General features: G+C 39.6%; 17 protein-coding genes and 1 other annotated feature. Of the genes, 8 read left to right on the top strand and 9 right to left on the bottom strand.

Annotated elements, in window-relative coordinates; all coding sequences use genetic code 11:
- Positions 1–394: 394 nt before the first annotated feature.
- From ACQ4KW_RS07890 to ACQ4KW_RS07865, 6 genes are all read right to left on the bottom strand, one after another.
- On the bottom strand, positions 395–1,087 hold the full coding sequence (locus ACQ4KW_RS07890) for a response regulator transcription factor (protein ID WP_430885985.1): 693 nt from the start codon (positions 1,085–1,087) through the stop codon (positions 395–397).
- A gap of 8 nt (positions 1,088–1,095) precedes the next feature.
- Positions 1,096–2,625, bottom strand: coding sequence for a histidine kinase (locus ACQ4KW_RS07885; protein WP_430885984.1), 1,530 nt, complete (start codon positions 2,623–2,625; stop codon positions 1,096–1,098).
- 333 nt (positions 2,626–2,958) lie between these two features.
- Positions 2,959–3,795, bottom strand: coding sequence for a DegV family protein (locus ACQ4KW_RS07880; RefSeq protein ID WP_430885983.1), 837 nt, complete (start codon positions 3,793–3,795; stop codon positions 2,959–2,961).
- 398 nt (positions 3,796–4,193) lie between these two features.
- Positions 4,194–4,811, bottom strand: a complete 618-nt coding sequence (locus tag ACQ4KW_RS07875) for a cyclodeaminase/cyclohydrolase family protein (protein WP_430885982.1) — start codon at positions 4,809–4,811, stop codon at positions 4,194–4,196.
- 144 nt (positions 4,812–4,955) lie between these two features.
- On the bottom strand, positions 4,956–6,233 hold the full coding sequence (gene hutI, locus ACQ4KW_RS07870; RefSeq protein ID WP_430885981.1) for an imidazolonepropionase: 1,278 nt from the start codon (positions 6,231–6,233) through the stop codon (positions 4,956–4,958).
- Positions 6,234–6,358: 125 nt separating this feature from the next.
- On the bottom strand, positions 6,359–7,309 hold the full coding sequence (locus tag ACQ4KW_RS07865; protein ID WP_430885980.1) for an L-threonine 3-dehydrogenase: 951 nt from the start codon (positions 7,307–7,309) through the stop codon (positions 6,359–6,361).
- A gap of 276 nt (positions 7,310–7,585) precedes the next feature.
- On the opposite strand from ACQ4KW_RS07865, the gene ACQ4KW_RS07860 reads away from it, so the two are divergent.
- Positions 7,586–7,918, top strand: coding sequence for an Hpt domain-containing protein (locus ACQ4KW_RS07860; RefSeq protein WP_430885979.1), 333 nt, complete (start codon positions 7,586–7,588; stop codon positions 7,916–7,918).
- A gap of 33 nt (positions 7,919–7,951) precedes the next feature.
- Complete coding sequence (locus ACQ4KW_RS07855; RefSeq protein WP_430885978.1) at positions 7,952–8,512, top strand: response regulator; 561 nt, start codon at positions 7,952–7,954, stop codon at positions 8,510–8,512.
- Between the two features lie 210 nt (positions 8,513–8,722).
- On the opposite strand, the gene asnS is transcribed toward ACQ4KW_RS07855, so the two are convergent.
- Positions 8,723–10,117 (bottom strand): asparagine--tRNA ligase, encoded by a 1,395-nt coding sequence (gene asnS / locus ACQ4KW_RS07850; RefSeq protein WP_430885977.1) that lies wholly within the window; start codon positions 10,115–10,117, stop codon positions 8,723–8,725.
- A 146-nt stretch (positions 10,118–10,263) separates the two neighbouring features.
- Positions 10,264–10,491 (bottom strand) — a binding site (T-box leader).
- A 340-nt stretch (positions 10,492–10,831) separates the two neighbouring features.
- On the opposite strand from asnS, the gene ACQ4KW_RS07845 reads away from it, so the two are divergent.
- Positions 10,832–12,037 carry a GGDEF domain-containing protein gene (locus ACQ4KW_RS07845; RefSeq protein ID WP_430885976.1) on the top strand — a complete coding sequence of 402 codons (1,206 nt, stop codon included), beginning with the start codon at positions 10,832–10,834 and terminating at the stop codon, positions 12,035–12,037.
- A gap of 131 nt (positions 12,038–12,168) precedes the next feature.
- Here the strand turns inward: ACQ4KW_RS07845 and ACQ4KW_RS07840 are convergent, their stop codons facing one another.
- On the bottom strand, positions 12,169–13,308 hold the full coding sequence (locus ACQ4KW_RS07840; protein WP_430885975.1) for a hypothetical protein: 1,140 nt from the start codon (positions 13,306–13,308) through the stop codon (positions 12,169–12,171).
- Positions 13,309–13,916: 608 nt separating this feature from the next.
- Here ACQ4KW_RS07840 and ACQ4KW_RS07835 point away from each other — a divergent pair.
- The 5 genes from ACQ4KW_RS07835 to ACQ4KW_RS07815 all read left to right on the top strand — a co-directional run bounded on the left by ACQ4KW_RS07835 (position 13,917) and on the right by ACQ4KW_RS07815 (position 18,704).
- The gene (locus tag ACQ4KW_RS07835) at positions 13,917–15,056 is read left to right on the top strand and encodes an acyl-CoA dehydrogenase (protein ID WP_430885974.1); all 1,140 of its coding nucleotides are present in this window, start codon (positions 13,917–13,919) and stop codon (positions 15,054–15,056) included.
- A gap of 16 nt (positions 15,057–15,072) precedes the next feature.
- Positions 15,073–15,858, top strand: a complete 786-nt coding sequence (locus ACQ4KW_RS07830; protein ID WP_430885973.1) for an electron transfer flavoprotein subunit beta — start codon at positions 15,073–15,075, stop codon at positions 15,856–15,858.
- Between the two features lie 11 nt (positions 15,859–15,869).
- A complete protein-coding gene (locus ACQ4KW_RS07825) occupies positions 15,870–16,877 on the top strand; it encodes an electron transfer flavoprotein subunit alpha/FixB family protein (protein WP_430885972.1) in 1,008 nt (335 codons plus the stop codon).
- A gap of 221 nt (positions 16,878–17,098) precedes the next feature.
- A complete protein-coding gene (locus ACQ4KW_RS07820; RefSeq protein WP_430885971.1) occupies positions 17,099–18,154 on the top strand; it encodes an HD domain-containing phosphohydrolase in 1,056 nt (351 codons plus the stop codon).
- A 178-nt stretch (positions 18,155–18,332) separates the two neighbouring features.
- Positions 18,333–18,704, top strand: a complete 372-nt coding sequence (locus ACQ4KW_RS07815) for a response regulator (protein WP_430885970.1) — start codon at positions 18,333–18,335, stop codon at positions 18,702–18,704.
- 71 nt (positions 18,705–18,775) lie between these two features.
- Here the strand turns inward: ACQ4KW_RS07815 and ACQ4KW_RS07810 are convergent, their stop codons facing one another.
- Entirely contained in the window at positions 18,776–19,495 is a 720-nt protein-coding gene (locus ACQ4KW_RS07810) for a lysophospholipid acyltransferase family protein (protein WP_430885969.1), read from the bottom strand.
- Positions 19,496–19,571 lie beyond the last annotated feature (76 nt).

Genomic DNA, 19,571 nt, shown 5'->3' with positions numbered 1-19,571 from the left:
CTAAAGCTTCAAACATCCCTTCGTTTATATACCTATAAACACCATGAGTATGCAAAAAAAGAGAAGAATGAGAGAACATTCTTCTACCAAAAGCACATACAGCACTTGCGCAATATATGCCCCGGTCGTAGATTAAGGATGTAATGGGGTTTTAATTCAATTACACTGTAATCATCTCAAAAAAACGTTTTCATCACAATTCACCCTATTGCTTAAATTTTATCCTATATTTGCATTGTATGAAAATACTTAATGTTCCCTTGCAGATTCATATATAAATTTTCTCCCATCTATAGTGGTCTAGGTCTGATATATCAGTCTTAGGACATAAAAATCACCGTGTCAGCGCCTGGCTGGCCACGGTGATTTTATACAAGTTCATTTCATAAACATTCTATTTTACCTGATAAGACTTTGGGGTTTTTCCTGTCATTTTACGAAAAACTCTATAAAAATAATGCATGCTTTCAAAACCAACTTTTTCAGAAATCTCTTGTATGGTCAGCCCGCCACTCTTCAAAAGCTCTTTGGCATCCTCAACCCTTAAGTTGTTTCTATAATTTACAAATGTCGTTGATAAATGTTGGTTGAAAAGCCTCGATACATGGCTCTTGCTCAAGTGGAACTTTTCACAGAGAAAGTCAAGATCCACATTCTCAGTATAATGAGAGTGTATGTACTCAAGAATTTCGTTAAAAGTGTTATTATCTGTGTATTTGAAACCCAGAACCCGCTCCATTGTCTCAAAGAATTTTTTATAGTCAACAGGCTTTAAGAGTATATCTTTGGCCCCAAGGCGAAAAACGGACTGGGCATACTCAAAACTCCCATAAGCTGTTATGACAATAATATCAGGATCATAATCGAGCTTGTCTTTCAAGGCTGTCATAACATCAATACCAGTGATGTCAGGCAATTCAATATCCAAATAAATCAAATCTGGCCTATGCTTCTCAGCAAGTTCAATGGCCTTTTTACCATTCATGCCTGTTCCAATAATTTCAATGGGCATGTTGTAGCGTCTAATAAGTCCTTGAACCAAATCAATACACATTGGTTCATCATCAATAATTATTGCTCTTTTCATTTGGCCTCCTATCCCATTATGAGAGGCATCTTCACTTCAACGCATGTCCCGCGGCTGTTTTCATTAGGATCCGCCGGACCGATACTGAAGGAATACTCATCTCCATAATGTGTTTGAAGCCGCTTGTTAATCATAAACAATCCATTGTTCCTCGGCATGCCTTCAGGGTAGAGTTTTAGTAGGGTATCTTGATTAAAACGCCCACGAATCCCGCACCCATCGTCAATGACTTTGATCATCAGATCGGATCCATCACGTCTTATCTCTATTTTTATCTTTAAGGCGTTTGTCCGGTCTTTAAAGCCATGCTTAAAACAATTTTCAACCAGCGGCTGCAATGTGTTAAAAGGAATAAAGGATTTATCCATTTCCCTTTCAACTTCAACTGAATACTCAACTTGGTCTCCAAAACGCATTGTTTGGAGTTTTAAATAATTCTCTAAAAACTCAAGGTCATCTTTAACTTGAACGTTTTTTTCTACAGACCTTAAGTTATATCTAAATAGATTTGCGAGATCTATGATCCCTTGATACGTTTGGAAGGCATCTTCCTTAACGGCCATAGAGGCCAGACTGTTAAGGGTGTTAAACAAAAAGTGATTGTTTAACTGAACACTGTACAATCTATCTTCAGATTCTCGAATCATGGCTTCTAAATGATTTTGAGAATCCAATGATTCCTTTAAAGATGCATGACTTGCATCCAGTTCTGAGAAGAGTTTTTTGGTTATGGTGTCATTTAGTAAATTCTGTCCAATAATTTGAATCTGTTCCAGCATGGCTTGAATACGCCCGCTGTGAACCCTATCCATACTTTCCAGCATGGGGTCCCCGACACTTTCAATGGTCCGCACATGGCCCCCTTGTAAAAGAGCTACCATTTTGCCACTCAACTCCAAGGGGTAGACAAAAACGGTCAGACCATACTTGCAAACAACAGCACCAAAGGGGTCGCGTTGAGCCATGGTAAACCTGTGGGCATCAGAATATAAATAACAGTTTCTAATGTCCTTATGTATTCCACATTTTTCTCTGCATATGGCAGGGTATGGTCCGCCAATTATAACGGGCTCTCCCTTGGCATCAAATAAGTTAAGAGGAAATCTCAGCTGGGAAAAAGAACTGCGGTATTTTTCTGATATAAGCCTGTCGATGTTATCAATGGTTGTGCCTTCAAAAGACTGAAGCAAGCTTTCTATTCTTTGAACAAAAGAAGATGGCACCACTTTTCCTGACGGCACAGAAATAACGAGTTCAATAAGAGGCACTTCGGATGTATTGACTGTTTCATGGGCACTTCCCGCTTCAATATAAATCATATCGCCCTTTTCGCAGTACATTTCTTCATCTTCTATGATTTGAAGACCCTGCCCTTGAACGATATAAAGAATTTGCTCTTCCCCATAATGTATGTGTTTTCTCTGTCTTTGCTTTGCATCTAGGGTTAGAAATCCAATACTCATAGGATATGGTGTTTTTAACTTGTGTGAGTCCATGACCCATTCAATTCGGCCCCACTCAAAACGCTGTATGGACATCTTAACCTCCTGTAAAACACATACATAAATAATTTACTAGATACTTCATTATCCTATATTATCATAAACCCTGTGTCATCGCGCAAATTTGTTTCACTCCAGATCTATTCTCAGCATAGGATATATTTCACGGCTTATTCCCTAACACAATATTGTCAGGGGTCTTATTCATTCATAATTATAAAATACCAAGTTAATTGCTTCTGATACAGCAAGGCCCCATAAAGCAATAAATCCCCTATATAAATATAAGGGATTATAAGCTATCAATTGGCTTGATAGGCTAATAGTCTATTCAGTTTAATTTGATAAACTTCACTTTGAAACCTCAGCCTAATACGTTAGAATAATGCCTTGATTGTCCACGTATAGGCTTGATAAGCCACCTGTCTGAAGGATAAGAACTTTTTTAAAAGCGCAGTGTTTTTCAATCTCTTCTTTTAACATTTTAGCACGACTTAAGTTATTGCAGTGAGATATAGCCAGAATCCGGTCTCCTGTATTATCTGCATTTTCGCAAACAAGCTGTGCCAATCGCTTAAAGGCCTTGTTTGAGCCCCTTGCCTTCTCTTTAAGTACAATTTCACCTTCATCTGTAGCCGCCATGATTGGTTTTATATTCAGAGCTGTGGCCAATTTGCCTTTGAACTTGCTAATGCGTCCATTTTTCATAAGATTATCAAGGGATTCTGCAATAAAGAGTGTCTTTTGACTGGCGATGTAATTTTCAACACGTTCAACAATTTCATCAAAATCCAGGCCTGCATCAATAAACTCCTTGATTTTCAAGGCAATCAGCGTTTCACCAATTGAAGCTGACCTTGAGTTGAACACATGGACTTTTGCATCTGGATTGTCTTCTTTGTATAAATTCTTAGCCAGTTCAGCACTATTGAACGTGCCGCTTAGGGCCGCTGAAATGGTTACTATAAAAACTTCCTTAGCTTTTTCAAACTTTTCTATGAAGTCATTAGGGGATGGACAAGCTGATCTTGGCAACTCATCTGACTTGACCATTTTACTGATAAAGTTAATAACATTAAGTTCCTTGTCATCTATGTATTCTTCACCATCAATATAAAGTTTGAATGGAACGATGTTCACATCTACTTCTTTTTGTATATTTTCATCAACTTCGCAGCTGCTGTCTGCAACAATTATTTTTTCCAAATTGATACACTCCTCTTTCTAGGTGCGAGTCAAAGCTCGCATAGACCGGTTACCTTCTGAACATATTATGTCACAGTTAGGAAATCCCAGTATTTATTTCAAATGTTATTCAGTAAAGCTCAATCACTGTATACTTATCCTGCTAAGACATATGAGCATACTAAACCTGATCATAGTATATCGAAATTTAGGCCATCATTCAATTAAATGAATTAATCTTACCAGATTATTATTGTAGATTCCCTGTTTTCATCCCACAATGTCATAAACACTATAAGAGCCGCAGGTAGAATCTACCTGCGGCTCTTTGTAAGCTTAATAATTATATATTGTCCACTTTGAAAGACTCTGTTTATACATGAAGTTCAGTCCACTTCATCTCATAGTCTTAAGAAAGTTTATAGTGAAACCTGATCAAGAATTTCCGTTTCACGTTTTTGGACAGACGCTTCAAGATCTTCACATTTCTTTGTCATTTCAGCAACGAAATCTTCATCCTTGATTGAACCAAGATTGATTCTAACATTGAGTAGGGCACCTAAAACAGCATTTCTGCCCATCATAGCAGCAATTGCACCGTCTGTTACTGCATTGGTATTGCCACGTACAACAGCTGCCTCAGCAAGCGCCATAATTTCAAACGCTGTCTCAGCCGTTTCCATTGGAACGCTGGCAGCATACTTCATACCCTTTTGAATTTCAGCTGTTCTTGCAGCTTTTTCTTCATCTGTTTCTTTTGGCATTTTAAAAGCCTTCATAACATCATCAAAAGACGCTGCATCTTTGTCAATCAGATTCACTAGCTTTTCTTGAAGTTTTGTAGCATCTTCAACAAGTTTTTTCATTTCGTCTTCAACTTCTACATACTTCTTCTTACCTACAGTTAGGTTGGCAACCATACCAGCTAGAGCTGCCCCTAGAGCACCACTAAGTGCTGCAATACTTCCACCACCTGGTACCGGTTCGTTTGAAGCCGTTGTTTCCACAAATTGCTTTACATTTTGATCGATTAACATTTTTTGTCCCCCTTAGGTCATATTCATATTCCAGATCTTAGTCCTCGATCTGGTTTCTATCGTAATGTTCGTTTTTAGGGTACTAAAGCTTGTTGTCCTTTTCTATGTTCAACATATACAAACTTTAATAGCCCCTCCTTTTAATTACTTAATCTCAATATCAAGTTTATCAAATATCATTCGACCAGCCTTAACCACTTTTTCGACTGTTGAAACGCCCAAGTGGTAAGGTAGGAAACGGTATGATGGGAATTCATGTACAACAACATCGCCTGCTTTGCCAACATCAATACTACCGATTTTATCAGCTCTATCCACGGCTGCTGCCCCATTTAGAGTCAGTGCTGTGATCGCTTCTTCAGTGGTCATACTCATTTTTTGAGTCGCCAGGGAGAAAATTAGTGGAATGGATTCCGTAAAGCAGCTGCCTGGGTTAAAGTCAGTTGCTAGGGCCACTGCTGCACCCATATCGATCATATCTCTCGCGCGTGCAAATGGTTCTTTTAGGCTGTAGGCCGTTCCTGGTAGGACTGTCGCAATAACCCCTGCCTCTGCCATGGCCTTGATGCCCTCATCTGAAGCCTGAAGAAGATGGTCAGCCGATACAGCTCCCACTTCTGCCGCTAGCTCTGCTCCACCTAGTCTTACAATTTCATCAGCATGAATTTTAGGCTTCATGCCCATTTTTTTAGCCGTGTTTAAGAGTCTACGTGACTGTTCCACATTAAAGACATTTTTCTCACAGAAAATGTCGCAGAACTCAGCCAAGTTCTTTTCAGCAACCTCTGGCATGACATCATTTATCATCATGTCGATAAACTCATCTTCTCTGCCCTTATAATCCTTAGGTACAGCATGAGCCCCTAAGAAAGTCGTTACTATGTCTATTGAGTGCATGTCTTGAAGCTGCTTCATAGCTTCAAGTTGCTTTAATTCTGTTTCCTTGTCTAGACCATAACCACTCTTGCCTTCAACGGTTGTCACACCAAACATGGTCATTGAATCCAGTCTTTTCTTACCAACAGCGATCAGTTCCTCAAGGCTTGCTTCTTTTGTGCCTCTAACAGAGTTTATGATGCCACCACCGCGGTTCATAATTTCCATATAATCGTCGCCACGAAGTCTCCATGAGAACTCATCTGCTCTATAGCCACCAAAAACAAAGTGTGTATGGGAATCTACAAAGCCTGGCATAACAGTTTTACCTGTACAATCTACCACTTCATAATCTTTCACCGCTTCACCAATTTGTGCCATTACATCATCAGTTTTGCCAACATGGGTAATCAAACCATCACGAATAGCCACTGCGCCATTTTCGATGATACCGAGGTCGTTCATTTTGTCGCCTTTACGCGCTTCAAAACCACTCACTGTTACCAGTTCAGAAGCGTTCTTTAAAATAATGCTACCTTTTTTCATTGAACATCGCTCCGTTTTCTCATAATTTAGCGTCTGCCATAAATGACAGACGCATTATATTTACAGTACTATATCCTAGTTTACATTATAGATAAAATTCGTCAATGAAACGTCTTTTATATAGACTATTTAAACTTGTTCTTCAACTTGTCAATCATATCCTTTGCCATGGTGTCCATATCGTATTTTGGCTCCCAACCCCATTCAATTCTCGCGGCTGAATCATCCAGAGAGTTTGGCCAAGAATCCGCAATTTTCTGCTTCACAGGATCCACATCATAGTCCATAGTGAAGTCAGGTATATACTTTTGAATGGCTTCTTTAAGCATTTCTGGGTCAAAACTCATGGAAGTTATGTTAAAGGCATTCCTATGGATGAGTCTGGCTGGATTGGCCTCAAGCAGCTCTACAATGGCATCAAGAGCATCTGGCATATACATCATATCCATGAAGGTGCCCTTTTCAATATTGCATGTGAAGTGGCCTTTTTTAATAGCTTCATAAAATATATGAACAGCATAGTCTGTGGTTCCACCACCTGGAAGGGCCTCGCTTGAAATTAAACCTGGATAACGGACGCCCCTTGTATCCACCCCATATCTCTGGAAATAATAGTCGCATAAAAGTTCACCAGAGACCTTAGAGACACCGTAAATGGTTGTCGGTCTTTGGATGGTGTCCTGAGGCGTTTTATCAGCAGGTGTACTTGGTCCGAATGCTGCAATGGAACTTGGTGTAAAGACCGTTAAGTCAAGGTCTCTTGCCAGTTCAAGGACATTGTATAGGCCATTCATATTCACATTCCATAGGAGTTGTGGCTTGTCCTCACCTATGGCTGATAAAATAGCTGCCAGATGTATCACAGTGTCTACTTTATATTTGGCTGCAATTTTGGCAAGTTGATCAGGATTGGTCACGTCTACAATTTCAAAAATGCCGTCACTGCACACCTCTGATTCCGGTCTATGATGGAGACCTGAAGCAATAACTTGGTTTTCTCCATATGTTTTTCTCAAATGTTTTGTTATGGCTGTTCCAATTTGTCCCATAGCACCTGTTATAAGTATTTTTTTCATATGTATCCCCTTTCGCTTTTCCTGGGTCAATTTTTTGTGTGATAGTATTTATCTACCCCATTTCTTGAAAAAATGACACGGAACACGAAATACTTCAAAAATGTTAAATTTTCATAGACTTCTTTGGTTCAGTTTTGTACACTGTAAAATGTTAGTGGATTAATTCCCATTTCCCCTTGCTTAATCATATACGAAGGGGGTAAATAAATGAGGACGACATTTCATGAAATTATTTAACAAATGTGTATGACTTTTTAGGAAGTAGCAGGTGGACATATGATTGATTTTGACGCATTTATCTTTACAGAAATGGAATCTACAAAAGAAGACATTGAACCTCTTTATAGAATTTACATCGGTGAAATGGAAGACATGATTGAGAAACTTAAAGAAGCGATTTCGACTGATGACCTAGACGGTTTCAAAAGACTGCTTCATAATGTCAAAGGCATAAATGCCAATCTAAGAATTAACCCATTGCTAGAACCCGTCACTCAAATGTATAGCCGCCTTAAGTCTGGTGACGAAATTGATTTAAACAAGTCTTTAGATATTATATCCGCCCATTTTGAACAGGTAAAAATAGAGATAGAAAAATACTTTGAATGATGCGGTCTAAATGTACATAACGAGGTGTGATTCATGGAGAACCAAAAAAGAATACTCATTGTTGAAGATTCCCCAACTGTTGTAGAACATATAAAAATTATGCTTAAAAACTCAAATGTAAAGGTCTTTAATGCCGGAAGTGAGTTTGGTATGATGCAGTCCATTGAATCCTACGGGAAGTTGGTAGACCTGATTCTAATGGACTTAACCTTAAAAACTGAAAACGGAATGGACCTTATCAGAAACCTCCGGGCCAATGACAAATACAAAAAACTTCCCGTCATTATTATCACCGAACACGTGAGTAAGGATCTTATCCTGGAAGCTCGAAACCTGGAAGTAAGGGGCTACTTAAAAAAGCCCATCGAAAAAGACATATTTCTTGATCGGGTCTATGGTGTCATTGGGAATGTGTCTATCATTCCTAAAAAAACAGACACAGGGGATGATTCCCCACCTATATCAGGCTCTGACAATTTAGACACGAACTCTGAATCAAGTCCTGAAACTGGTCAAGTTAATGAAACTGATCCAAAAACAGAATCTGAAACAAGCCAATCTCCTATGACTGACACTAATGAAGACAAATCTTAAAAGATCTAAATAAAAAACGCGACCGTGTGCACTTCATCTGGCACATGGTCGCGTTTTTATATTAAACTTGATGATTCAATTTCTAAATATGCGACTTAAAAACATCATTCAAAAGCCCCCACTATACCATCTTGGTATTTAAGAACGAAACTTTATATGGGGTATAGCGTGCGCATAGATCAGTCATTTTACAAGCGCTTGAAATAACATTTAGAAGTCTGCTTGTTTCGGCGTACGTGGATAAGGCACAACGTCACGGATGTTTGACATGCCTGTTAGGTACATAATAGCTCTTTCAAAGCCCAGACCGTAGCCAGCATGCTTTGCACCGCCGTACTTTCTAAGCTCTAGGTACCACCAGTAGTCCTCTTCATTCAGATCCATTTCAGCCATTCTCTTTGTCAGAACGTCCATACGCTCCTCACGCTGAGAACCGCCAATGATCTCGCCAACGCCTGGTACAAGTAGATCCATTGCAGCCACCGTTTTGCCATCATCGTTCATACGCATGTAGAAAGCCTTGATGTCTTTAGGATAATCAGTAACAAAGACTGGCTTTTTAAAGACTTCTTCAGTCAGGTATCTTTCATGTTCTGTTTGAAGGTCAATGCCCCACTCAACAGGGAACTCGAACGCTTTGTCTGACTTCAGAAGGATGTCAACAGCTTCTGTATATGTGCAACGTGCAAAGTCTGAGCTTACAATGTGGTTCAGTCTTTCAAGTAGACCTTTGTCAATTCTCTGATTAAAGAATTCAAGTTCAGCCGGACACTCCTTCATCACGTAATCAATGATGAACTTGAGCATGTCTTCTGCAACTTCCATATTCTTGTTTAGGTCTGCAAACGCGATTTCTGGTTCTATCATCCAGAACTCTGATGCATGGCGTGCCGTGTTTGAATTCTCAGCACGGAATGTTGGTCCAAATGTGTATACATCTCTAAAAGCAAGCGCAAAAGCTTCTACATTCAGCTGACCACTTACAGTTAGGTTTGTTTCTTTCCCAAAGAAGTCCTTCTTATCATCAATATGGCCTTCGTCAGTCATAGGCACATTTTTCAGGTCATGGGTTGTGACTCTGAACATTTCCCCAGCCCCTTCACAGTCACTGCCTGTGATAATTGGAGTGTGAACGTAAACGTAGCCTCTTTCCTGGAAGAATTTATGAATGGCATAAGCTGCCACTGATCTCACTCTGAATACAGCCGAGAATGTGTTACTTCTTGGTCTTAGGTGGGCAATTGTTCTTAGGTATTCAAATGTGTGACGTTTCTTTTGAAGTGGGTAGTCACTGTCACTGCCTGCTTCAAGAACAACCTTTGTCGCTTTTAGTTCAAATGGTTGTTTTGAATCTGGTGTTAAAACGAACTCACCTTCAATAGTGAGTGCCGAAGCAATAGTGAATTTTGATACCTCTTCAAAATTGTCAATCTTGTCTTTTTCAAATACAACTTGCATATTGCTAAAATATGTTCCATCATTTAGTTCAATAAAGCCGAATGCCTTAGATGAACGTATTGTTCGAACCCATCCACTTACTTGAATCATTTGATTGGCAAATGCTTCTGGTTCTGCAAATAAGTCTCTGATATGTACTTGCTTCATTAATAAACCTCCTCATTATATTCATCCGATTTCTCGGATTACATTTCATATTTACGTTAACAACTCAAGTCTTACTCATTTAATAATATGTTTTGTGATTGTGAATAAGACAAAAAACAAAAAAATCCTTCTTCCCAACGTAATACTAAAGGGACGAAAGATAACTCACGCGGTACCACCCTCATTGCAAAAAGCCACTTATAGCTGCAAGAGCACACGATATAACGGTCGTCCCCGCCTGCGCCTACTCACTTTTAAGCTTTCGGACAGGGTCTCAGAGGTGTTCTTCACCAGTGGGCAGTGCTGAACTCTCACCATAATCAGCTCGCTATAAAACCACAATCACCGGATACTTTCCCCATCATCGACATTCCAATATTCTTTTAAAATTATATTCCATTCGAATTTATGTGTCAAACGCTTAATGAAGGGCTTTTCAAAATTTTATTTTGTGAGCCACAATTTTCTGCCTTTGAGGAATACCACATCTTATTTCTCATGTCCATAAATTCGCTATTGTAAGTTATAAGTATAGTTCGATATAATTTAATATGATAGCTTTCGCTTAAGCCCTATCATTCTTGGTATAAATGAATCAAAATAACAGGAATGGTTGCTTAATTAAATAGAGATAGAAAGCAACCCCCTATGAACTGGTTCTTGTCTTATTCAAGGTCTGTTCACGAGGAAAAACTAAAAATGGTGGTGTTTTGTTTGAATGAAATCTTGTTAGAAATGCTTGTTCAGTTACTGGTAATATCTGCTTCACTTTCATTTACAGGTGGACTCATTCTTTATCCTCTTTCACCGGCGGCCAAAAGGCTGGGGTATACCTTTCTGGTTCCGCTGATTGTTATTGGTTTCGTACGCCTTTTAAATGACACTCTATCTTCTGAGAATCTGATCCTTATTGCGTCCTATTTTATGCCTGTGCTTCTGTTATTACTCACCCTGCTCAGACATTCTTTTAGAAACAATACACAGATGATCTGGTCTGTCATCGCACTGACTCTCGGACTTATATTTACAATTTTTAATTTTGGCGATGACCTGGTCAAGGGCCTTAACTCGCCAGTTATCTTAACCCTGCTCATTATTATTCACGTGATCCTTCTTGTGGTCCTACGGCAACAAAAGAGGTCACTTGACTGGATTATTTTCACCATACTTCTTATGGGGAACCTAATCATGATTTATAAGAACATAGGCAGTTTACTGCCTCTGGGTTACGCAATCAACTCAGCCGGATACTTCCTTGCCCTCCGAAGCATTTTCACCGAGTATCAAATGCTCCATAAACGCACACGTGAGGAACACGAGGAAATTAAAAATGACTTTAGACATGCCGTAGAAAAAGAAGTTAGACGTCGAACAAAACGTATGGAATGGGTCCAAGATCAGATAAAAGAAAAGTCAAAACTTGATAGCTTAACCGGGGCTCTTATGAAAAAACCCCTACTGGATTTAATGGACACATATATCCATTCCAAGGACATGCGCAAGTTTTCTATCCTCATGTTTGATATTGATAATTTTAAGACTTTAAATGACACGTATGGCCATATAGTTGGTGATAAATGTCTAAAAAAACTGGTCTCAATTGCCTACACCACGCTTAGAGACGATGACTCCATAGGGCGCTATGGTGGTGATGAGTTTTTCATCATTTTGCCAGATCAAACAGCCGCCCAGGCTCTTAAAATTGCAGAGCGTTACAGGCAAAATGTTATGGAACAAACAGAACCGCAATACTCAATATCCATTGGTGTGGCCACATATCCGTGGGACGGCGAAACAAATAAAGCCCTTATAAAGGTCGCTGATGAAGGTCTTTACAAGTCTAAAGAACTTGGTCGTAACAGAGCTTCTTATGTCGGCTACTTAAACACTGACCACGATTTTGAAAAAGAACAATTATAGCTTATTAAATAATCATAAGCTGGGCAAAACCATCCTACAGAGTTAAAAACAATCATTCATAAAAAATCCGCTTAAATGTCCTTTGCGCTACTGGACTTTAAGCGGATTTATTTTGCTCTAATATGGTTTATCTACTGTCCCTCTTGACCCACATAGGAATGTATTTTCCATGAATCATCCACTTTTTTGACTTCATACAGCCAGTGGTATTCTAACATTTCTGTTTTCTCATCTGTTACTTTTTTTATGATTTCATGCACATAGACATTGGCCCTATCCTCAAGAACTTTCATATCCTGAATTTCAATTTTTTCAAAAGACAAGGTCATTGTGCCCGCCGGGAACCTGTGGATGATGTCATAGGCTTCTCCATTATCAGTGACATAGTCAAGAACACCCATGTCTTTATCATTTGCAAACAGCGTCCATGCATCATTGAAGTCATATATCAGTTTTGACAGCGTCTCTCTTGTGGCATCATCAGGTATCATCCCTGACGCCACATCCTTATCCATCTGCTCTGGAAGTTTATCAAGCTCTATAAGAGTTGCGTCTGAATCTGGACCCGCCTCTTTCACAGTCGAGTCATTATCATCCTCTTTGGCGACAAGGGTTTTCTCTGTATCCAGCTTGTACAAACTATACTGCAGTTCAAAGGCATCTCCATCATAAAACATAATTTTTTCAAAATATATGAGCCCTGTTTGTTCTTTAAATTTTCTCAGTTCATAATAATCCGATCCCACTTGGTCATATTTAACCGTGTAAATTGTTTTTCCATCCTCATCATCTTCTATATTTTCAATAGTTGATTGAACACGTACTTTCCTGCCATCAGAATCGACCACATCTTCAGTCCAAGTGGCCTGAATCTCCAAGGGGAGTTTTAGAAGGGTCAGTCGCTCATACTCTGAATCCATGAGCATTTGGCCCTCACGAATTTGTTCAAGATTGTCCCCGGATACAATATAGCTTAAGTCAAACCGGAAATCAGCATCAACTTCCCCGTCACTCATGTCTTCAACTTCACCAAAAACGCGGTAAATTTTCTGCCCCTTGGTGTCATAAACCTCACTAAGAGACATAACATGACTATACTCAGCTGTTCCATTATAAATCCAAGATGCAGGCATCTCAGGAAATATATCAGCTAAGGTGTCACTGTATTCAACAATAACAGCGGGCTTATCTTCCTTTTTTGCACATCCGCCCGCCACCAGGACTGCAAACATCATAAGTACCACGAATATAATTTTCATATTTTGCTTCATACACAACCCCATCAATCTTATGTCTATTTTGTAATTCTTCTAAACTTATAAGCCTTGTACCTTCTAGGCTTCCTATTCTTATAAGTCGTCTATGTTTTTGAAAATCTCTTCAAGATTCTCTTCGACTCATATTATCTCATAGATCGCCACTGAAATCTTTATGGAATTGATATTTTACTGGTGACTTTGGAAGAGGCCAACATGTATACACAAAGAAATTATGGGATTATGCTCATTTGAAAGAAATTCATTCATTTTATTTGTATATTCTTTACATAAGAGTATTGTTCTATTTTCAAAACATTCAAAAAAACTTAAAATTCTTCTCAAACGCTCACGTCTTATAAATAGTATGCCAAGATCCACCTTTATATACCCAAAACGCACAATATTATGTTAAAATAATAACATGTGAGCGCGATAATAATGTGCCAACTTCTCTATAAATTGGCAGTTTCCAACGCTTGCAGACAAACAATTACTTTGTCAGGTCGGTGAAAAACCATTTACATTATATTTCGAGCCGTGGGTATGAAAATTTCGTTAAACTTTGGTCGGTTAGCGTAATAATTTTCGTTAATTTCTTAACGGCTACAAGGAGGTTCCTCATGAATTTTGAACTCGGACAAGAGTATGTCCTTCTTCGTCAAATGTATCGTTCATTTGCCGAGAACGAAGTAAAGCCTCTCGCAGAGGAAGTTGATGAAGAAGAACGCTTCCCAGTGGAAACTGTGGAAAAAATGAAGCGCTTTGGATTCTTTGGTATTCCATTCCCTAAGGAATACGGTGGGGCAGGTGCTGATAATCTGGCCTATGCTATGGCTGTTGAAGAGCTTTCAAAAGCTTGCGGCACTACTGGCGTAATCGTTTCTGCTCATACATCATTATGTGCAGCGCCAATCTATGAGTTCGGTACAGAAGAACAAAAACAGAAATTCCTTGTGCCACTGGCTAAAGGAGAAAAAATCGGTGCATTTGGCTTAACAGAGCCTGGTGCTGGTACAGATGCTGCTGGTCAGCAAACAAGAGCTATACTTGATGGCGATGAGTACATTCTTGATGGTTCAAAGATTTTCATTACAAACGCTGGCTATGCTGATACATATATCATCATGGCAATGACTGATAAGTCTAAAGGCACACGTGGCATTTCAGCTTTCATCGTTGATGCCGAAACACCAGGCTTTAGCGTTGGCAAGAAAGAAAAGAAAATGGGTATTCGTGGTTCAGCAACTTGTGAGCTGATTTTTGAAAACTGCCGAATCCCTAAGGATAATCTTCTTGGCAAAGAAGGCATGGGCTTTAAAATTGCTATGAAGACGCTAGACGGTGGCCGTATTGGTATCGCTGCTCAGGCTCTTGGCCTTGCACAAGGCGCTATTGATGAAACGGTTTCTTATGTAAAGGAAAGAAAACAATTTGGTCGTCCTATTTCTAAATTCCAAAACACTCAGTTCAAACTGGCTGATATGGAAACTAGAACAGAGGCTGCCCGTCTTCTCGTTTACAAGGCAGCGCGCTACAAAGATGCTAAAAAACCATTCTCCAATGAAGCGGCTATGGCAAAACTTTTTGCTTCAGAAGCAGCTATGGACGTTACGACAACTGCCGTACAACTGCACGGTGGCTATGGTTACACTAGAGAATATCCAGTTGAGCGTATGATGCGCGATGCTAAGATCACTGAGATCTACGAAGGCACAAGCGAAGTTCAGCGTATGGTTGTAGCAGCACAGTTGCTTAAGTAATTAGGAGGTTACAAAGATGAATATCATCGTTTGCATAAAGCAGGTTCCAGATACAACAGAAGTTCGTCTGGATCCTAAAACAGGCACGCTTATCCGAGATGGCGTTCCAAGCATCATTAATCCTGATGACAAGGCTGGTCTTGAAGCCGCACTTGCTCTAAAGGACCAACACGGCGCACATGTAACAGTACTGACTATGGGCCCTCCACAAGCGGATAACGCATTAAGAGAAGCTCTAGCAATGGGCGCAGACCGTGCTATTTTGCTGACTGATAGAAAGTTTGCCGGTGCAGACACTTGGGCAACTTCTATGACCCTTGCAGCTGCTATTAGAAACCTAGATTACGATCTAATCGTTGCAGGTCGCCAAGCCATTGATGGCGATACAGCTCAGGTTGGACCGCAAATTGCAGAAAAGTTGAATTTACCACAAGTCAGCTATGTTGAAGATCTTAAAAAAGATGGCGACAGCCTGATTCTTAAGAGAGTCTTTGAAGACGGCTACCATATGATTAAGGTGCCAATGCCATGTCTAATAACGACTTTAAGTGAAATGAACACAGCACGCTACATGTCTGTTCAAGGCATTTTCGATGCTTATCGTGATAAAGAAGTGGAAACATGGACATACGAAAATATTGAGATTGAGGAGCAGCATCTTGGACTTAAAGGTTCCCCTACTCGCGTTAAGAAGTCATTCACAAAATCTGTGAAGGCTCCTGGTAAAAAGTATGACGTTGACCCACAACAGGCCGCTAAAATTATCCTTGAAAACCTCAAGGAAAAGTACATTATTGATTAGGAGGACTCACGATGAAGCATACGGACTACAAAGACGTAATGGTCTTTTGCGAACAGCGTGAAGGCCATATTGAAAAGGTATCTAAAGAACTGGTTTCTAAGGGCCGTGAGCTGGCAAATGAACTGGACTGCTGTGTAAGAGCACTTGTTCTAGGCCACAATATGAAAGATGACCTTAACGAACTTATCCACCTAGGCGCTGACGAAGTCATCCTTGTGGATGAAAAAGAACTGGCTATATACATGACTGAGCCTTACACAAAAGCAATGGTTGAGGTTGTTCTTGATAGAAAACCTGATGTTATCCTAGTGGGTGCATCTACAATTGGCCGTGACTTGGCTCCACGTGTTTCTGCTCGTATAAACACAGGCCTTACAGCTGACTGTACAAAGCTTGAAGTTGATGAAGAAACAAAAGACCTTCTTATGACACGCCCTGCTTTTGGTGGTAACATCATGGCAACGATTATTTGTCCTGAGCACAGACCTCAAATGTCGACTGTCCGCCCTGGTGTTATGACGCTTGCAGAAGCTGATACAGCACGTAAAGGTGTTATCTCTAAGGTGCCTGTTGCCTTTGACTCAGCTGATATGAATATCGAAATTCTTGAAGTTGTCAAGGAAACGAAAGCAAAAGTGAACATTGAAGATGCAAATATTCTTGTATCTGGTGGTCGTGGTGTTGGCAAGCCTGAAAATATGTCTACACTTGAAAATCTAGCCCTACGCTTGGGTGGTACTGTTTCTGCTTCTCGCGCAGTTGTTGATGCTGGCTGGATTGACAGAAACAATCAAGTAGGACAAACAGGTAAAACTGTACGTCCTGACCTCTACTTCGCTTGCGGTATCTCTGGCGCTATTCAGCATCTTGCTGGTATGGAAGATTCAGAGTTTATCGTTGCCATTAACAAGGATGAAACTGCACCGATTTTTGATGCAGCTGATCTTGGTATCGTTGGTGACGTTCACAAGGTTATTCCTGAGCTTATGAAACTTCTTCCAATCACAGAAGAAGACTAATTCACTTCACTAAACATAATTCGCTAACATACAGTCGCAGTGTAAATGGTTATGATACAGCCATTCACACTGCGATTTTTTTCATATAAACTTTATATTATCAAAATTCATACATATGCTTATACGATATTAATTGCACGACATTCGATTTTTAGATGTCCTAATGGGTAAAAAATAGATGCAGCTTATAAGTGTATGCCACACAGAAAGAAGTGAATGTCTTGACTATAAAAAGAAGAATTGTGGTTATTGATGATGATGAAATGTATTGCCGATCTATAACCAGAACTTTAAAAGATGAAAACACTGAGGTCACATATTTCACCGACCCCCTCCGAGCCCTTGAAGCCTTGGAATATGATGTGATTGATATACTCATAACAGATTATCTTATGCCGCACTATAATGGCATTGAACTGATGAAAAAGATTCATGTATTTCATCCAAATCTCATCGTCATACTCATTACAGGTGTCAATGACTTCAATGTCGCTGTAAGTGCCGTCAATGAAGGCCTTATCTTTCGACTGCTTACGAAACCTTTTGATAATGGTGAATTGGTCCATGCCGTAGATGACGCCTACCAAAAATTACTGGACAATAGAATGTATGAAAAATTCAAAGACTGGTCCTTTGCGACACTGGGGAGTGCGTCTTATGATGATGTGGTGGAGCAAATACATCAAAACACCATTGACGGCCTCCTCCATTTAATGAAAGCAAAAGATCACGAACTTTACGAGCATTCCCTTCGTATTGGTGAAATGTCTATTCGACTGGCCAAATATATAAGCTATAGCCCTTCAGATCTTGAGAATCTATATGAAGCGGCCCTTTTTCATGACATCGGCAAGTTAGCTATCAAGGACAATATACTGGATAAGCCTGGAAAACTTGATGTGACAGAATATGATCAGGTCAAACGTCATCCAAGTGTCGGCGCTGAAGTCTTGAAAAAATTAGGCATTAATAAAAAAGTTCAGCTTTGTGTGTTTCAGCACCACGAACACGTTGCCGGAACAGGCTATCCAAATGGACTCAAAGCCGACGAAATTGAACTTGCTGCTAAGATCATTGCCGTCGTTGATGCGTACGATGCCCTACGATCCAAAAGATCCTACAAGGATTCTATGGACTTAGAAGACTCTATGAACATCCTACGACAAATGGGGGGAAGAATATTCGATAGCCAGCTGATTGAATGTCTTTATAAAATGTTGTGTGAGGAAGAAGTAATATGTGTGAGTGACTTCAAACCAAGATCAAAAGCGAAATAATAACAAATAAAGAGCCTCTTATGATTTTAGATAAGAGGCTCTTTTTATGGCGTTTTAAAGACCAAATATGATTTCTATGTTTAAAAAGTCACGATAGTGGTACTAATGTACTATAACACGATATATTTTAGTTCTAAAGACCCACACTCCAATGCCACTGTAATTAAGGAGGTTGACTATGAAAGTATTAATCGTAGATGACTCCCTATTCATGAGACACTTCATAAAAACAGCCCTTCTCCAACTTGAAATAGAGGAAATCATAGAAGCAGAAGACGGTTACAAGGCCGTTGAGCTATACCAAAAACACCGACCTGACTTGGTTCTTCTTGACATAAACATGCCTCATATGAACGGTATTGAAGCCTTACGCGCCATCAGGCAAATTGATACCCAAGCCAAAATTATCATGTTGTCTTCTATGCGCAATCAACGCACTGTCAAAGAGAGCAAATCACTTGGAGCCTCAGCTTATATGCAAAAACCATTTCCAAAAATGCAACTTGAAGAAATCGTTAACGAGGTCTATGAAGAGACCTTGCCCAATTAAGGGGCATACCACTTCTCAACTCAAAATTTAAATTTTGGGGTTCGTGCCATAATTTTTTCTATTTGTATACCTTATTTTCTTAGATGAGAGTCAATCACCAGTTTAATCTGTTCTGTTAAGGCGATTGTATCTTGCTTAATTTCATCTGTCATTTCGATTGGCTTGTCAATTGTAACTTCAACATGTGCAGGCTTAATCACCTTGCTCCCCTTTTTCATAATGTCTTTAGACCCACTTATAGTTACAGGAATTATAGGCACTCCAGATTTTGTTGCCAGCTTTAATGCGCCTGGCTTAAACTCTAGTAAAGTTCCATCCACCGATCTTGTTCCTTCAGGAAATACAACCATTGAGTAACCCTTTTTGAGATTTTTTATACCAGTCATAATAGCCTTTGCGGACTGGCGCATATTCCCCCTGTCCATAAAAACACATTGCATAAGCTTCATCCATCTATTAATAAATGGGAATTTCTCAAGCTCAACCTTTGCAATAAAGGCCTTGGGTTTGTCAATATGTCCAAGAAGGATAGGAATGTCGAAATTGCTTTGATGGTTGGCAACAAAGAGAACAGCCCTATCAGAAGGGATGTTTTCAGCGCCTCTGACTTCAACTGTCGTTCCGCTGACCTTAAGCAATTTTCTCGCCCAGGGACCAACAACTTCATTAACCATTTGATCTCTTCTTGCCATTTCTTCTTGTTTTTCTAACTTTTCACTCTTACTTAACCTTGGAATTGATCCCAAAAGCGTTATCCATAAATAAGAGAACCATACCATTGTGCGAAGCATACTATTCCACCTTCCATGATGTCATGTTTCATAAGCTTTACGACCAGCTAATTAGGCGTCTTGTAAACGACCATGA

It is taken from the genome of Tianxiuia mixotrophica (assembly GCF_050596425.1).
Lineage (GTDB): Bacteria > Bacillota > Clostridia > Peptostreptococcales > Acidaminobacteraceae.
Note: the sequence above shows the minus strand (reverse complement) of the source record. Positions and strands in the feature narration are given on the sequence as shown.

Coding starts and splice junctions, on each gene's coding strand:
- ACQ4KW_RS07840 (WP_430885975.1), bottom strand. CDS start 13,308: ATGAAGCAAAATATGAAAATTATATTCGTGGTACTTATGATGTTTGCA.
- hutI (WP_430885981.1), bottom strand. CDS start 6,233: ATGAAAAAAGGTAGCATTATTTTAAAGAACGCTTCTGAACTGGTAACA.
- ACQ4KW_RS07810 (WP_430885969.1), bottom strand. CDS start 19,495: ATGCTTCGCACAATGGTATGGTTCTCTTATTTATGGATAACGCTTTTG.
- asnS (WP_430885977.1), bottom strand. CDS start 10,117: ATGAAGCAAGTACATATCAGAGACTTATTTGCAGAACCAGAAGCATTT.
- ACQ4KW_RS07835 (WP_430885974.1), top strand. CDS start 13,917: ATGAATTTTGAACTCGGACAAGAGTATGTCCTTCTTCGTCAAATGTAT.
- ACQ4KW_RS07860 (WP_430885979.1), top strand. CDS start 7,586: ATGATTGATTTTGACGCATTTATCTTTACAGAAATGGAATCTACAAAA.
- ACQ4KW_RS07885 (WP_430885984.1), bottom strand. CDS start 2,625: ATGTCCATACAGCGTTTTGAGTGGGGCCGAATTGAATGGGTCATGGAC.
- ACQ4KW_RS07875 (WP_430885982.1), bottom strand. CDS start 4,811: ATGTTAATCGATCAAAATGTAAAGCAATTTGTGGAAACAACGGCTTCA.
- ACQ4KW_RS07855 (WP_430885978.1), top strand. CDS start 7,952: ATGGAGAACCAAAAAAGAATACTCATTGTTGAAGATTCCCCAACTGTT.
- ACQ4KW_RS07830 (WP_430885973.1), top strand. CDS start 15,073: ATGAATATCATCGTTTGCATAAAGCAGGTTCCAGATACAACAGAAGTT.
- ACQ4KW_RS07865 (WP_430885980.1), bottom strand. CDS start 7,309: ATGAAAAAAATACTTATAACAGGTGCTATGGGACAAATTGGAACAGCC.
- ACQ4KW_RS07825 (WP_430885972.1), top strand. CDS start 15,870: ATGAAGCATACGGACTACAAAGACGTAATGGTCTTTTGCGAACAGCGT.
- ACQ4KW_RS07890 (WP_430885985.1), bottom strand. CDS start 1,087: ATGAAAAGAGCAATAATTATTGATGATGAACCAATGTGTATTGATTTG.
- ACQ4KW_RS07815 (WP_430885970.1), top strand. CDS start 18,333: ATGAAAGTATTAATCGTAGATGACTCCCTATTCATGAGACACTTCATA.